At 60.9% G+C, this 14585-nt stretch carries 12 protein-coding genes; 5 read left to right on the forward strand and 7 right to left on the reverse strand.

Features of this window, described 5'->3' with window-relative positions; genetic code table 11:
• Positions 1-158 precede the first annotated feature (158 nt).
• Both htpX and AC07OJ_RS10380 read right to left on the reverse strand, forming a co-directional pair.
• Entirely contained in the window at positions 159-1046 is an 888-nt protein-coding gene (gene htpX / locus AC07OJ_RS10375) for a protease HtpX (protein WP_034102803.1), read from the reverse strand.
• A 304-nt stretch (positions 1047-1350) separates the two neighbouring features.
• Positions 1351-2562, reverse strand: a complete 1212-nt coding sequence (locus AC07OJ_RS10380) for a pyridoxal phosphate-dependent aminotransferase (RefSeq protein WP_016978462.1) — start codon at positions 2560-2562, stop codon at positions 1351-1353.
• 202 nt (positions 2563-2764) lie between these two features.
• Here AC07OJ_RS10380 and msrB point away from each other — a divergent pair, with 202 nt between their 5' ends.
• The 3 genes from msrB to AC07OJ_RS10395 all read left to right on the forward strand — a co-directional run bounded on the left by msrB (position 2765) and on the right by AC07OJ_RS10395 (position 4322).
• The gene (gene msrB, locus AC07OJ_RS10385) at positions 2765-3157 is read left to right on the forward strand and encodes a peptide-methionine (R)-S-oxide reductase MsrB (RefSeq protein ID WP_495094489.1); all 393 of its coding nucleotides are present in this window, start codon (positions 2765-2767) and stop codon (positions 3155-3157) included.
• A gap of 191 nt (positions 3158-3348) precedes the next feature.
• Entirely contained in the window at positions 3349-3834 is a 486-nt protein-coding gene (locus AC07OJ_RS10390; protein ID WP_065901684.1) for a glutathione peroxidase, read from the forward strand.
• Positions 3831-4322 carry a MarR family winged helix-turn-helix transcriptional regulator gene (locus AC07OJ_RS10395; RefSeq protein WP_201143810.1) on the forward strand — a complete coding sequence of 164 codons (492 nt, stop codon included), beginning with the start codon at positions 3831-3833 and terminating at the stop codon, positions 4320-4322. The genes AC07OJ_RS10390 and AC07OJ_RS10395 overlap by 4 nt, the downstream gene beginning before the upstream one ends.
• Here AC07OJ_RS10395 and AC07OJ_RS10400 read toward each other — a convergent pair.
• The gene (locus AC07OJ_RS10400; protein WP_495094490.1) at positions 4276-6585 is read right to left on the reverse strand and encodes a hybrid sensor histidine kinase/response regulator; all 2310 of its coding nucleotides are present in this window, start codon (positions 6583-6585) and stop codon (positions 4276-4278) included. The two genes, AC07OJ_RS10395 and AC07OJ_RS10400, sit on opposite strands and share 47 nt — an antisense overlap.
• Positions 6586-6747: 162 nt before the next feature.
• On the opposite strand from AC07OJ_RS10400, the gene AC07OJ_RS10405 reads away from it, so the two are divergent.
• Entirely contained in the window at positions 6748-7638 is an 891-nt protein-coding gene (locus tag AC07OJ_RS10405; RefSeq protein WP_065901679.1) for an ATP-binding protein, read from the forward strand.
• Positions 7635-8117 (forward strand): GAF domain-containing protein, encoded by a 483-nt coding sequence (locus tag AC07OJ_RS10410; protein WP_201143812.1) that lies wholly within the window; start codon positions 7635-7637, stop codon positions 8115-8117. Before AC07OJ_RS10405 ends, AC07OJ_RS10410 begins: the two co-directional genes overlap by 4 nt.
• Positions 8118-8143: 26 nt before the next feature.
• Here AC07OJ_RS10410 and AC07OJ_RS10415 read toward each other — a convergent pair whose 3' ends face one another.
• The 4 genes from AC07OJ_RS10415 to AC07OJ_RS10430 all read right to left on the reverse strand — a co-directional run bounded on the left by AC07OJ_RS10415 (position 8144) and on the right by AC07OJ_RS10430 (position 14568).
• Positions 8144-11779, reverse strand: a complete 3636-nt coding sequence (locus tag AC07OJ_RS10415) for a transporter substrate-binding domain-containing protein (protein ID WP_213550991.1) — start codon at positions 11777-11779, stop codon at positions 8144-8146.
• 8 nt (positions 11780-11787) lie between these two features.
• The gene (locus AC07OJ_RS10420) at positions 11788-12414 is read right to left on the reverse strand and encodes a response regulator transcription factor (protein ID WP_065901673.1); all 627 of its coding nucleotides are present in this window, start codon (positions 12412-12414) and stop codon (positions 11788-11790) included.
• Positions 12415-12663: 249 nt separating this feature from the next.
• Entirely contained in the window at positions 12664-13065 is a 402-nt protein-coding gene (locus AC07OJ_RS10425; RefSeq protein ID WP_106804727.1) for a response regulator, read from the reverse strand.
• Positions 13066-13236: 171 nt separating this feature from the next.
• Positions 13237-14568 carry a deoxyguanosinetriphosphate triphosphohydrolase gene (locus AC07OJ_RS10430; protein ID WP_065901669.1) on the reverse strand — a complete coding sequence of 444 codons (1332 nt, stop codon included), beginning with the start codon at positions 14566-14568 and terminating at the stop codon, positions 13237-13239.
• Positions 14569-14585 lie beyond the last annotated feature (17 nt).

Raw genomic sequence — 14585 nt, forward strand, 5'->3', positions numbered from 1 at the left:
GCTGCCAGACCTGTGGCGGGGGAGATTGCTCCCGCAGGCGGCCTGGCATCTGGCCGCTACGCGATCCAAATGTGGGAGCCGGGCTTGCCCGCGATGACCATATAAGCGCCCACAAAAAAGGGGCGATCAGATCGCCCCTTCTTGTCTTGCGCCGGCTGTCAGCCGCGACGACGCAGTGCGTCGATACGCTCTTCCAGCGGTGGGTGGCTCATGAACAGGCGAGCCATGCCCTGTTTGATGCCACCGTTGATGCCGAAGGCAGTCAGGCTGTCCGGCATATGCACCGGCAGGCCTTGTTCGGAGCGCAGGTGTTGCAGTGCTGCAATCATCGCCCCGGTACCGGCCAGGCGTGCACCGGCTTCGTCTGCACGGAACTCGCGTTTGCGCGAGAACCACATGGTGATCGCGCTGGCCAGGAAGCCCAGCACCACTTCAGCGAAGATCGTCGCCACGAAGTAGGCAATACCGCGGCCTTCTTCGTTCTTGAAGATCACCTTGTCGACAAAGTTGCCGATGATCCGCGCGAAGAACATCACGAAGGTGTTCACCACGCCCTGAACCAGCGCCAGGGTGACCATGTCACCGTTGGCGACGTGGCCGATCTCGTGGGCCAGCACGGCTTTCACTTCATCGTAGGAGAAGCGTTCGAGCATGCCCTGGCTCACTGCAACGAGTGCGTCGTTCTTGTTCCAGCCGGTGGCAAAGGCGTTGGCTTCATATGCCGGGAAAATCCCGACCTCGGGCATCTTGATCCCCGCCTCGCGGGACAGCTGCTCGACGGTTTGCAGCAACCATTGCTCATGCCGGGTGCGTGGCTGGGTGATGACCTGGGTGCTGGTGCTCATTTTCGCCATCCACTTGGAGATGAACAGCGAGAACAGCGAGCCGGCAAAACCAAAGACGGCACAGAAAACCAGCAGCTGATTGAGGTTCAGGTCAACCCCGTTGGCCGCCATGAACCCGTTGAAGCCGAAAAGGCTCAGGGTGATGCTGGCAATCAGCACGACCGCCAGGTTAGTGGCCAAGAACAGCAGGATGCGCATCATGGTTGTAGAGTTCTCCTCATGCTTAATATGTCGCGTACTGCGGGGTATATAAGGTGCGGCATGGGGTGATTCAACCGAGCGACTATTTCAAACTGTGTCCTACAGCCTGAATGTAGAGTCTTGAAGGGATTTTCCGGCTCGCTAGCCGCGGTTGGATCACTTCGCCGTTGCCTTGCAGCCCTGTAATTATAGGGTGCAAGTGCGAGAACGGGCGCCACAGGTGCCAAGGCTTAGGGCGCGGGTGGAGAAGTGTTGCCAGATACTCGCCGTACGACCGCATGTCGGTCGTACGGCGACATCTACCCTACTGGCGATAGGACTTGAGGAAGTTGCCGATGCGACCAATGGCCATGTCCAGGTCATCCACACGCGGCAGGGTCACCACACGGAAGTGATCCGGCCACGGCCAGTTGAACGCCGTGCCTTGCACCACCAGCAGCTTTTCCGACAGCAGCAGGTCGAGCACGAACTTCTCGTCGTTGAGGATCGGGCAGACCTTCGGGTCGATGCGTGGGAAAGCGTACAGCGCCCCCATGGGCTTCACGCAGCTCACGCCCGGGATCGCGTTGAGCAGTTCCCAGGTGCGGTTGCGCTGTTCCAGCAGGCGGCCCTGGGGCAGTACCAGGTCGTTGATGCTCTGGTAGCCGCCGAGAGCGGTCTGGATGGCGTGCTGGCTCGGCACGTTGGCACACAGGCGCATGTTGGCCAGCATGTCGATGCCTTCGATATAGCTCTGGGCGTTGTGCTTGGGCCCGGAAATGGCGATCCAGCCAGAACGGAAGCCCGCCACGCGATACGACTTGGACAGGCCGTTGAAGGTCAGGCACAGCAGGTCAGGTGCCAGCGACGCGGTGCACACGTGGACGGCGTCATCGTAGAGGATCTTGTCGTAGATCTCGTCGGAGAACACCACCAGGTTGTGCTGGCGCGCCAACTCGAGCATGCCCAGCAGCACTTCCTTGGAGTAGACGGCGCCGGTGGGGTTGTTCGGGTTGATGATCACCAGGGCCTTGGTGTTGGGGGTGATCTTGGCCTTGATGTCGGCCAGGTCCGGGAACCAGTCGGCGCCTTCATCGCACAGGTAATGCACCGGGTGGCCGCCGGCCAGGGTCACCGCTGCCGTCCACAGCGGGTAGTCGGGTGCCGGCACCAGCACTTCATCACCGTTGTTGAGCAGCGCCTGCATGGACATCACGATCAGCTCGGACACGCCATTGCCCAGGTAGATGTCTTCGATACCGACGCCTTCGACCTGCTTCTGCTGGTAGTACTGCATCACCGCCTTGCGCGCGCTGAACAAGCCCTTGGAGTCGCTGTAGCCCTGGGCGGTGGGCAGGTTGCGGATCACGTCCTGGAGGATTTCGTCCGGCGCTTCGAAACCAAACGGCGCCGGGTTGCCAATGTTCAGCTTGAGGATGCGATGGCCTTCCTCTTCCAGGCGTTTGGCGTGCTTGAGCACTGGGCCGCGAATGTCGTAGCAGACGTTGGCGAGCTTGTTCGATTTGCTGACCTGCATGGCGATGTGATCCTGAAAATGAACGATCCAGACGGTGTGGACACTACCGTACTGCGAATCCTGCGGGGCCCGCACCCATAAATACGTTTGAATGCCGGTTGCGCGGGTGCCAGACTGGCGTTTTGAAGAGGCGCAATCATACGTGCCGCCTGATCCATGGAAAAGACACAGATCAGGCTTTTTCAGTTGCCGAGGTGTACCGATGGATAAGTTGCAGAAAACCCTTGAAGAGTGGCGGGACATGCTCGATCCCGCGCAGTACCAGGTTTGCCGTCTCAAGGGTACCGAGCGTCCTTTCAGCGGCAAGTACAACGAAACCAAGACAGATGGCGTGTACCACTGTATCTGCTGCAACGAGCCCCTGTTCGATTCCACTACCAAGTTCGATTCCGGCTGTGGCTGGCCGAGCTTCTACGCGCCGATCGCCCAGAGCGCGATGGTCGAGATTCGCGATGTCAGCCACGGCATGATCCGCACGGAAGTCACCTGCGCCAAGTGCGATGCGCACCTGGGCCACGTGTTCCCGGACGGCCCGCCGCCGACCCACTTGCGTTACTGCATCAACTCGGTGTGCCTGGACCTGGTGCCGCGCTGAGCGATATAGGCCAACGTAAACCCCTGTAGCCGCACGGCTTGCCGGCGATGGCATCCTTCAGATCGCTATCGCCACAAGCCGGGCTCCTGCAGGGAAAAGGTGATAGTGGGGTATCAATGCCGCCAATTAAATTGCACGCAATTTAATTGCCTACTATGTTTACCGTCTTTTCTCCCTATCGAGGCACTGCCATGAGCGACAACCTGCTGAGCATCCCGTGCACCACCATCAAGGGTGAGCAAAAGACCTTGGCCGATTTCGCCGGCAAGGCCATCCTGGTGGTCAACACCGCCAGCAAGTGTGGGTTCACCCCCCAATACAAGGGCCTGGAGCAGCTCTGGCAGCAGTACAAGGACCAGGGCCTGGTGGTACTGGGCTTTCCCTGCAACCAGTTCGGCAAGCAGGAGCCGGGCAACGAAGGCGCGATTTCCGAATTCTGCGAGCTGAACTACGGCGTCAGCTTCCCACTGTTCAAGAAAATCGACGTGAACGGTACTGAGGCCCATCCCCTGTTCGTGCAACTGAAAAAACAGGCGCCGGGCCTGCTGGGGTCCAAGGGGATCAAGTGGAACTTCACCAAGTTCCTGATTGGCCGCGACGGCCAGGTGGTCAAGCGCTTTGCCCCGACGACCAAGCCGCAGGACCTCACCCAAGAGATTGAAGCCCTGCTCAAATGACCGACCTGCCTACCGTGTCCCTGGCCCTGGACGATCAGTTGTGTTTCAAGCTGTATGCCGCCTCCCGGGCCGTGACCCGCGCTTATAAGCCGATGCTGGATCAGCTTGGCCTGACCTACCCGCAATATGTGGTAATGCTGGTGCTGTGGGAGTGGCACGAAGTGGCTCCGGCGCAACCGACGGTCAAGGCCCTGGGCGAGCGCCTGATGCTCGACTCGGGCACGCTGACGCCGCTGCTCAAGCGCCTTGAGCAGCTCAAGTGGGTCAGGCGCCAGCGCAGCGCCAGAGACGAGCGCGAAGTGCACCTCAGTCTCAGTGATGCCGGTCTGCACCTGCGCGACCAGGCCCATGGCCTCAAGACCCGATTGTTATGTGACAGCGGGATCGACCTGAACCAGGCCGATGCCTTGCGCCACGGCCTGGACCAGTTGCTTGGGCAGATCAGAGACTTGTCGTCGTCGGCACCCACAGGTCCAGCAGGCCCTTGAGTTCTTCGCGGCGAAACGGCTTGGCCAGGTAGTCATTCATGCCCGCTGCCCGACAACGCTCGCGTTCTTCGGAGAGGGCGTTGGCGGTCAGCGCGACAATCGGCAGGTCCGGCCAGCGTCCGCTTTGGCGGATCTGCCGGCTGGCCTCATAGCCATCCATCACCGGCATGTTGCAGTCCATCAGCACCAGGTCAAAGCGTTGGTCCTCGAGGAACTTGAGCGCTTCGCCACCATGGGCGGCCACGACCACTTCGCACCCCAGCTTGCTCAACATGCCCTTGGCGACCAATTGGTTGACCGGATTGTCCTCCACCAGCAGGATGCGCGCCCGGTGTGCCAGGGGCGCGGCTTCCAATTGGAGGGGATCGAGGATCAGTTGCGGGTCGCTGCGTAAATTGCGCTGCAGGATCTGGTACAACGCATTGCGGCTCAAGGGGCGCGCCTGTTGCTGCAAGGGCGCCAGCGCCGCCACTTCTTCGCTGGGCATGAAATTGCCATAGGCGGTCACCAGCAGGATCGGTGCGGTAATGGCAGGCCGCAGGCGGAACAGGCATTCCGGACAATCGGTGATCAGCAGGTCCGGGGCCAGGCCACTCAAATCCTCGTCCTGCGAGTAGCAGCGGGGTGTCAGCCCCCAATGCGGCAGCAAGGTGCTGAGCAGTTCCGTCAGGCCACTGCCGGCGCTGGTTATGGCGATGACCTCACCCGCCAGCGGCGCCTGTTGCACGGCGGGCAAATGCAGGGGCAGGGGCAGCTCGGCGCAGAACTGGCTACCAAAGCCGACCTCCGAACTGATGCTCAGACGGCCTTTCATGGCTTCGCACAGGTTGTGCGTCAACGCCAGGCCCAGCCCCGTGCCGCCAAACTGGCGGGTGATGCCCGCGCCGGCTTGGGTGAAGGGCTGGAAGATTTTCACCTGGGCTTCCTGCGCAATGCCGATACCGGTATCACACACTTCGATGCGCACCCGGCCATTCAGGGCGCTGAGGCGCACATCAACGCGACCGAAACGGGTGAACTTCAACGCATTCGACAGCAAGTTGCTGACGATCTGCCGCACGCGCGTCGGGTCGCCCAGCACCTGGGCGGGAAACTGCGGGTCGATCAGACAGGTCAGCTCGACGCTGGGCGCGGCATTCTGCGACAGCAGGTTGGCGGTGTCTTCGACCAGCGAGCCCAGGTCGAACGGAATCACCTCCAGCTCCAACTGGCCGGCGTCGAACTTGGACAGGTCGAGGATATCGTTGAGCAACTCCACCAGCACCTTGCCCGAGTCATGGGCGATCGACAGTTGCTGGCGCTGCTCGGCGTTCAGCGAGCTGTCCAGTGACAGCGCGATCATCCCCAGCAGCCCATTGAGCGGGGTGCGGATTTCGTGGCTCATGTTCGCCAGAAACGCCGCGCGGGCCTGGGCCATGCCCAGGGCGGTCATCTTCGCCGCTTCCAATTCTTCGTTGGACTGGCTCAGGCGCTGGTTGCTCGCCTTGAGTTCAAGGGTGCGCGCGGAGACGATGTTTTCCAGTTGCCCCAAGTATTCGGTCAGTCGGTCTTCGGCATGCCGGCGTTGCTGGATCTCCGTCTCCATGTTTTCAAATTGCTGGTTGGCCACGCTGACCAGCACACCGATCTCGTCGTGTTCATGCCCGGCTGGGCAGTCCAGGCGGGCGTGCCGGCGGTTGCTCAGCTCGCGAATGACGCGTACCAGTGGCTGGGTCAGCATCCCGTAGAAGAGGGCCAGGAGAATGCCGGTGAGCAGCAGGCTACGGGCAAACCCGTTGAGCAGGGTGATCTCGGCACGGTGCAGGAAACGGCTGCCGAAAGCGTAGGTGTCCACGTCCAGACGCAGCACGCCGAGGGATTCGTTGGGCATATGGCTCAGGTACAGCCGGTCTTCGAACTGACGGTTGGCGCCAAACAGGAAATCGCTGATGGGGCGGTAGGGGCTTTCCATGCGCGGCCGCTCGACATCGGCCAGTACCACGCCGTTGTTGTCGATCAACTGCGCGTGAATGATCGCGGGGGAGTGCAGCAGGCCCAGGGTCAATTCCTGGGCCAATTCGGCGTCAATGTTATAGGCAATACGCGACGTAGGATTATGGCTGATTTCGATCAGCGAGCGTATTTCACGGTTGATGGATGCGTCTTCGCTGGCATAATCAATGCCGATTTGGATCAGGCTGAGCAAGGTTCCCAAGACGAAACCGACCAGCACAGTCAATCTGGCTTGTTTATAAGACAAGCGGTGGGCGAACTTGATATCCATCGAGTGTTGAACCACTTCACGTTTCCCTTCGCCCGGCAAGCATAGCTGAACATCCACAGGCTCTGGCTTGCCGGCATGAATCGTTTTTTACGCGGCCTCGTGCGATCCGCCGCAGGGTTGCCAATACGCCATCTTTTGCAAGAACTTGCCAGAGGAATAATCGTGGATTCTCGACTGAATGCTTTTCTTGAGCGGGCCGACGCAGTGCTCGCCCGCCTTGAACCCTTGTTGCCCGCGCCACGCCAAGCCATCGACTGGAACCAGTGCCTTGCCGCCCGTTGGCAGCGTGAAGGTCGCACCGGCTTCCTGTTGCCGCTGGAGGTGAGCCTGGACATGCGCCTGTCCGACCTGATCGGCGTGGACAAGCAACGCGAACAACTGGCCCGCAACACCCAGCAATTCATCGACGGCCTGCCAGCCAACCACGCGCTGCTGTGGGGTTCGCGCGGCACCGGCAAATCGTCGATGGTGCGTGCCTTGCTGGCCCAGCATGCCAAGGCCGGCCTGCGCCTGATCGAAATCGAGCGCGATCACCTGGCCGACCTGCCACGGGTGGTCGAGCAACTGGTCAAGCTGCCGCAGCGCTTTATCCTGTTCTGCGACGACCTGTCGTTCGAGGCCGGCGAGGGCGATTATCGCGTACTCAAGAGTGTGCTGGATGGTTCGCTGGAACAGGCTCCGGAAAACGTGCTGCTGTACGCCACGTCCAACCGTCGCCACCTGGTACCGGAAAACCAGAGTGACAACGACAACTGGAAACGCGTGGACGGTGAGCTGCATCCGAGCGAGGCGGTGGAAGACAAGATTGCCTTGTCCGACCGTTTTGGCCTGTGGCTGTCGTTCTACCCGTTCACGCAAGAGCATTTCCTGGACGTGGTCGAGCACTGGATCGGCGAGCTGGCGAATAAAGCCGGTTTGCAGTGGCAGCGCGATGAGGCGCTCGACATACTCGCCGTTCGCTGGGCGACCGGGCGCGGCAACCGCAATGGCCGCTGCGCGTACCAATTTGCCCGTTACTGGGTAGGCCTCAAACTGCTGGAGCGTCAGCCATGATCGATCTACAACACGCCGGCACCGGCCTCGACGGCTACGCGATGCTGTGTGCGCAGCTGGAATCGCTGCTGGCCGATGAGCGCGATTTCATCGCCAACAGTGCGCAGTTTTCGGCGTTTCTGTTTAACCAGCTGGACGACTTGAACTGGGCCGGCTTTTACCTCAACCGCAATGAAGAGCTGGTGCTGGGGCCGTTCCAGGGGCAGATCGCGTGTGTGCGTATTCCGTTCGGTCGTGGTGTGTGCGGAGCGGCGGCGTCGTCGCGCCAGACCCAGCGCGTCGAGGATGTCCACGCGTTTCCCGGGCATATCGCCTGTGACAGCGCCTCCAACAGTGAGTTGGTGGTGCCGCTGGTCAAGGGCGACAGGCTGATTGGCGTCCTCGACCTCGATAGCCCGTCCCTGGCACGCTTTACCGAGCAGGACCAGGCGGGTATCGAACAGCTGGCGGCGATCTTCCTGCGCTTGACCGACTGCTGATCAACGAGGGGGCGGATGCCGCCCCCTTATTGACTCTCCAGCTCCTGCAACTGCACCTGCAGCAGCCGTTCCAGCTCCAGCATCAGTTTTTCCAGGGCTTTCACCTGCGTGTCGATCAGGGGGCGGTCAGCATCCTGCGCGCACACCTGTTCGAGGCTTTCGCATTGCGAAGCCAGCGTTCGGGCTTGAACGATGCGGGCAGCGCCCTTGATCTTGTGCGCCTGTTCGCTGATGTCCCGGGATGAAGCCTGGGCGGCTATCAAGGCGAGCAACTCCTGGCGATCGCGACGACTGCTGCTCAGCAACTCCTCCAGCAGGCGTCGACTCATCTGCGGATCGCCGCCGGTCAAGGCCTCGAAATTACCCAGGTCCAGGATCAGGCCGGCCGAGCGCGGACTGATCTGCGCCAGTTGCCGCTCCAGCGCGGTGAGGCTGATGGGTTTGAACAGGCAATCGTTCATGCCTGCCTGGGCGCAGCGCTGCTTTTCCTCGGGTTGGGCGTTGGCGGTAAAGCCCAGTACGACACAGGGCGTCAGTTGCTCGCGCTGCTCGTACTCGCGGATCGAGCGGCTCAACTCGTAGCCATTCATGATGGGCATGTTGCAGTCGGCTATCACCAGGTCGAAGTGCTCCTGGCGCCAGGCCTGGAAACCGGCCGAGCCGTTGTGGGCGGCGGTGAACTGGTGGCCCAGGTAGCCGAGCTGCTGGCACATCAACAGCCGGTTCGCCGGGTGATCGTCCACCACCAGGACATTCAGCACGGGCGCCGTCGCGGGGGCCTCGGGCTTGAATTCGTCCACCGCCAGCACCGGCTGCAGGCGCGTCATCTTCAGGTTGACGTATACCTGGGTGCCGACCATCGGCACGCTGCTCAGGCTCAGTTGGCCGCCCATCATCGCGCACAGGCTGCGGCAGATCACCAACCCCAAGCCCGCGCCGCTCCTCGCCAGGTGCCCGGAGTTGTCGGCCTGGGCAAAGGGTTCGAACAGGCGCATCTGATCGTCACGGCTGATGCCGATGCCGGTGTCTTCGACCACCAGTTTCATCTCGATCTGCTGCGGCAGTTGGGTGGGTAACACCTCGACCTTGATCTTTACCTGGCCTTGCTCGGTGAACTTGATCGCGTTGCTGACCAGGTTGGACAGCACCTGCTTGAAGCGCAACGGGTCGATCAAGACCTCGGTGGCGTCCAGCTCGGGCTTGAACTCCAGCAACAGGCTGAGGGTTTTCTGCCGGGCGAGGCCATCAAACACGCGCACCACCGACTCGATCACTTCCCGCAGGTTGACGCGTTCGGGCGCCAGGCTCAGGCGGCCGGATTCGATACGGGCGATATCGAGGATATCGCCGATCAGCTCCAGCAGGTCCTTGGCCGAGTTGTACGCCACTTCGATGGCCGGGCGATCGAGATGACCCTGGTCGGCTCGCTTGAGGGTCAGCTCGAGCATGCCGATCACGGCGTTCATCGGCGTGCGGATTTCGTGGCTCATGGTCGCGAGGAAGGTGCTCTTGGCCCGGTTGGCTTCGTCGGCACGCTCCTTGGCGGCGCGCAGTTCGTCGAACAACTGGCGTCGTTCGCTGATGTCGATCCAGCCGCCGATGATGCCCTGGACCTCGCCGACGGAGTCGCGGTACGGCAGGATCCAGTGGTAGATCGTCAGTTTTTTCTCGCGAATGTGCAGGGTGCGGTCGAGGATCAGCGGGTTGCCTTCGGACACCACGCGCTTGTAGTCGGCATGGTATTGCGCCGCCTCTGCCGCCATCGCCGTGCTGATCTGCAGGGCGCTTTTGCCGATCACCTCCTCGCGCTTGACGTCGAACACCTGCAAGTAACTGTCGTTGCAGGTCTGCAGCAGGCCCTTGCGGTCGCGGACGTAGATCGGGTGCGGGGTCTCGTTGACCAGCGCACGCATGAACTCGAACTGATCATTGAGCGCGCGCTCCGCCATCCTGCGGTGCTTGATCTGGCGGCGCATATAGGCGTTCCAGCCCAGGGAAATCAGCAATAGCAGGCCGGTGCCGAAGATGATGCGGGCAATCAGTTGATGGTAGTCGCGCCAGTAACTGTCGGAGGCCGCGGTGTAGCCGCGCCAGCGACTGTTGATCACCCCCAGCTCATCCGGGGCGATGCTCAGCAGGGCCTTGTCGAGAATCGAGGTGAGTTCGGTGGCGCTGCGTGCTGTCGCCAGCGCAAAAGTGGCAGGGGTGGTGCCGATGCTGGAACTGATTTGGAGCTTGTCCTGGAACATCGGCGAAGACAGGAAGTAATTGGCGACCACCAAGGTATTCACTGCGCCGTCCACGTTGCCTTGCACCAGCAATTCGGCCGACTTGAAGGTGTCGCCGGTTTCTACCAGTTGGATCCTGGGAAAGTTGTCGCGCAGGAATGTTTGCAACGGGCTGCCCTGGGTCACCGCCAGCCGCTTGCCTTGCATTTCCTCAAGACTGCTGGGGGCCTGGCCATCCTTGCGCGTCAACATGACGTAGGAGTTTTCCAGGTAGGGGCGACTGAAGTTCAACTGGGCTTCGCGCTCGACGCTGGGGATGACCGCCCCGATGATATCGGCCTTGCCCGCCTCGACCTGATTGATCATCACGTTCACATCACGTTCGCGCTGGACGTCGAAGCGCAAGCCGGTGCGCAGGCGAACCAGTTCCAGCAAGTCGGCGGCGATGCCGCGAAAATTCCCGTCGGAGTCAAAAAACGTCAGCGGTGCAAAGGTTTCGTTCACGATCACCTTGACCACCGGGTTGTCCCGCAGCCAGCGTTCTTCGCGCAAGGTCAGTTGCAGTTTTTGGTCGGTCAGCAGGATGTCGCTGCCGGCGCTCCAGCGCTTGGCGATCGTTTCACGTTCGCTGGTGGGCACAGCGCGCAAGACTTCGTCGACGATGCTCAGCAGGGTGTGCTGGTGCTGGGGCATCGCGAAGCTGAACCCATAGGCTTCATGCTTGCCGAAGTTCGCCATCCGCACGTTCTTCAGGTAGCCCTTGTTGATCATGTAATGCGTGGAAATGGTATCGCCGAGAAAAACGTCGGCCTGTTCGAAGGCCACCGCGTTCAGCGCATTCTGATACGAGGGGTAGGCACGGATGATCGCCTTGGGGTACAGCTTTTCCACCTCACCCAGGGGCAGGTAGTGGTAGACCAGTGCCAGGCGCATTCCGGCCAGGCCCTCGCTGAGGCTGCGGGTTTCGCCTTCGCGGGTTACCAGCACCGGCCGGTCCACGGCGTACGGCTCTGACAATGCCAGGTGGGGGTTTGCCGCCTCAAAGCTGTTGGAGGAGCCCAGCAAGTCGATCTCGCCGGTTTCAAGGGCGCTGATCGCGGCCTCTCGGGAGGGATAGCGCAGGACCTTGACCGGCAGGGCCAGCGCCTTGGCGAGCAGGCCGGCGTAGTCGGCGGTGAGTCCTTCATAGTCGCGCCCACTGGACGTGAGATCGAAGGGCGGGTAGTCAGGGAAAGCGGTGCCCAGCACCAACTCGCGTTTGTTCTGTAGCCATTGGCGTTGGGCTTTGTTCAGGCGGTTTTCCAGTGGTACGTAGCTCGCGCGGCTCAGCAGGTTGAAATGTTCCGGGCCAGTTTGAGGGGTTGCGGGCACGGCGGCGCTGAAGCACAAGCCGGCACTCAATATAATCAGATAGTCCTTTATACACCTGGGCATCCGTTTTCTCACACTAGCGCGTTTCGTTTTGCCATCTCGATAAGTTCTACCAAGGACTTGGCTTGAAGTTTCTGCATCAGCCTCTTTTTATAAGTGCTTACAGTTTTATTACTCAGAAACATACCCTTGGCTATTTCCTTGTTGGTGCGGCCTTGTGCAAAAAGTTGCAATACCATCAACTCGCGGTCATTGACTGCCTTGAACAGTTCAAGCTCCTGGGTATCCACGCCGTCTGCACCGTGGGAGTTCAAGGCCTGGCTGGGAAAGTAGTTGTAGCCGGACAATACGGCGCGAATGGCGCTCAGCAGTTCGCTCAGGTCGCCTTCCTTGCACACGTAGCCGTCGGCGCCCGAGCGCATGCAGCGTGTAGCGAACAGGGTGGGGGATTGGGCGGTCAGGACCAGGGTTTTCATCGAGGTATTCATGGCGTTGAATCGGCACAGCACCTCGAGCCCATCGAGTTTCGGAATGCTGATGTCCAGGATGATCAGGTCGGGCAGGCATTCGCGGACCATTTGTATGGCGTCGCACCCGTTGTCCGTTTCGCCGACGACTTCGTAACCTTCGTGTTCCAGCAACATCCTGATGGCCAGCCTTATAACCGGGTGGTCATCGATAATAAAAACGGTGTTCATAATCACATTCCATGCAAGTGCAAATAAAGCGGGCACATTAGCTCAGAAGTTGAGGGGGGAGCATGAACTCGAGGGGGCATAGATATAAAACAGGAAAGTTCCTACATTAAAAAAGGTAATAGCCTACTGGTCGCTAAGGCTTCGGGAGTCGGGTGGTCAGCGATTCGGCGGCGCGCCGCCCGAATCGTGGTGCCGGGGATTTAACGGCCCTCATACGTGTGCTTTTCGACGGTTTATATGTTTTAAGTCCTACACGTTTAAGCGGGGCAATGAGTGGGTCAAACGTGAAAACTCATCTTTGTTCAACGGCTTTGATAAGTAGCCGAGTAAGGGCAGCCCACGCTCCCGGGCTTGCTCGTGCAGGGCCGATAATTCAGCTTCGGGTAGCCCGCTGAGCAGGATGGCGGCGCTGATAAAGCGTCGGCGGCTGGCGATTTCGATCAATTCGAGCCCCGGCAGGTCCGGCAGGCACTGGTCGCAGAGGAGGATATCGAAAGGGCTGTCGGCCAGCGTCATCAAGCGGATCGCCTGTTCGGCGTTTTCCGCCGGGGTCAGCTGCCCGAAACCGAAACTCTTGAGCAGGCACTGGGTGGCAAGCAGCTGAAACGGATGGTCCTCCACCACCAGGATGCGTAAGGGGTAACTGGGCATAGAAGGCACACAGTGAGTCAAGCGTCGATGGGGGGCACGTAGGAACGGTTCGCCAGGTTGGCCCGGAGTGCGCGCGATTATTCCTCGTGTGGTTGTGCGAATTCGATCAGGCCGCTCTGTTACCGTCGTAGGCAGATTCTGTTCAGGCAACAGGCGGCGTGATCGGCGGGGTTATTGGGGGCTGGAGCGTCCCGTCATCTCCCGCGCCATTTCGGTGGCATAGCTGTCGGTCATGCCGGCGATGAAGTCGATCATGCGCAGGAACGAAGCGTGCAACGGCCACGCAGGGTTCGGCGCGTTGTTGCCCAGCAGGTCGAGAATGCGCCGGTTCTTGAAGGACGGGGTCCGCCCGCCATGCTGCTCCAGGGCTGCGCCGCAAAAGGCGTTCAGGAGGATCTCCAGAGTGGTGTAGGCACCAATCTCATGCAGGGTCTTGCGTTTGTCCTGGAAGATTTTCTTGCGCGCCATGTCCTTGGCATCCAGTACGCAGCGCTTGGCCGGGCCGTGCATGTGCTCGACGAGGTCGCCGGGCAAGGTGCCGGCCAACAGGGCGTCCTGCTGTTCGACGAAGGCTCGCGCCGCAGCATTGGTCAAATGCTCGATGGCCTTGCCACGCAGAATCGCCAGCTTGCGCCGACGCGAGTCCTGGGAGCCCAGTTGCCGATAGGTCTGCGGCAGGTCGTCGCCCACCAGGTCGAGCAGCAGCGACTCGACCTCGGCGTATTCCAGCAACTCCATTTCCAGGCCGTCTTCCAGGTCGATCAAGGCGTAGCAGATGTCGTCCGCCGCTTCCATCAGGTAAACCAGCGGGTGACGCGCCCAGCGCTGTTCTTCGAGCTGCGGCAGGCCGAGCTTGTGGGCGATCTGTTCGAGGATCGGCAGTTCGCTCTGGTAGCAGCCGAACTTGTGCTTCTTGTAGCCCAGGGAGTCGGCGTGGCGGGCGGTCCAGGGGTATTTGAGGTAGGTGCCCAGGGTCGCGTAGGTCAGCCGCGTACCGCCATCGAACTGGTGGTATTCAAGCTGGGTGAGCACGCGAAAGCCTTGGGCGTTGCCCTCGAAATTAAGGAAGTCATTGCGCTCGGCGGTGCTCATGTCGTCCAGCCAGCCGCGTCCGGCAGCTTGCTGGAACCAGTGGCGGATGGCGTCTTCGCCGGAATGCCCGAACGGCGGGTTGCCGATGTCATGGGCCAGGCAGGCCGATTGCACGACCATGCCCAGGTCGCTCGGATCACACCAGTCGGGCAGGGCGCTGCGCAGGGTTTCACCGACGCGCATGCCGAGGGAGCGACCCACGCAGCTGACTTCCAGGGAATGGGTCAGGCGCGTGTGGATGTGGTCGTTGCTGGACACCGGGTGAACCTGGGTCTTGCGGCCGAGGCGGCGAAACGCGCCGGAAAAAATAATTCGGTCGTGGTCTTTGTGAAACGGGCTGCGGCCCAATTCTTCCGGGCTGTGCAGGGGCTTTCCAAGACGTTCGCGGGTAAGCAGGGTGGGCCAATCCAAGGCGGGTACTCTCCGTA

Source organism: Pseudomonas sp. GW821-FHT09C08 (genome assembly GCF_059418125.1).

Coding starts and splice junctions, on each gene's coding strand:
- htpX (WP_034102803.1), bottom strand. CDS start 1,046: ATGATGCGCATCCTGCTGTTCTTGGCCACTAACCTGGCGGTCGTGCTG.
- AC07OJ_RS10380 (WP_016978462.1), bottom strand. CDS start 2,562: ATGCAGGTCAGCAAATCGAACAAGCTCGCCAACGTCTGCTACGACATT.
- msrB (WP_495094489.1), top strand. CDS start 2,765: ATGGATAAGTTGCAGAAAACCCTTGAAGAGTGGCGGGACATGCTCGAT.
- AC07OJ_RS10390 (WP_065901684.1), top strand. CDS start 3,349: ATGAGCGACAACCTGCTGAGCATCCCGTGCACCACCATCAAGGGTGAG.
- AC07OJ_RS10395 (WP_201143810.1), top strand. CDS start 3,831: ATGACCGACCTGCCTACCGTGTCCCTGGCCCTGGACGATCAGTTGTGT.
- AC07OJ_RS10400 (WP_495094490.1), bottom strand. CDS start 6,585: ATGGATATCAAGTTCGCCCACCGCTTGTCTTATAAACAAGCCAGATTG.
- AC07OJ_RS10410 (WP_201143812.1), top strand. CDS start 7,635: ATGATCGATCTACAACACGCCGGCACCGGCCTCGACGGCTACGCGATG.
- AC07OJ_RS10415 (WP_213550991.1), bottom strand. CDS start 11,779: ATGCCCAGGTGTATAAAGGACTATCTGATTATATTGAGTGCCGGCTTG.
- AC07OJ_RS10420 (WP_065901673.1), bottom strand. CDS start 12,414: ATGAACACCGTTTTTATTATCGATGACCACCCGGTTATAAGGCTGGCC.
- AC07OJ_RS10425 (WP_106804727.1), bottom strand. CDS start 13,065: ATGCCCAGTTACCCCTTACGCATCCTGGTGGTGGAGGACCATCCGTTT.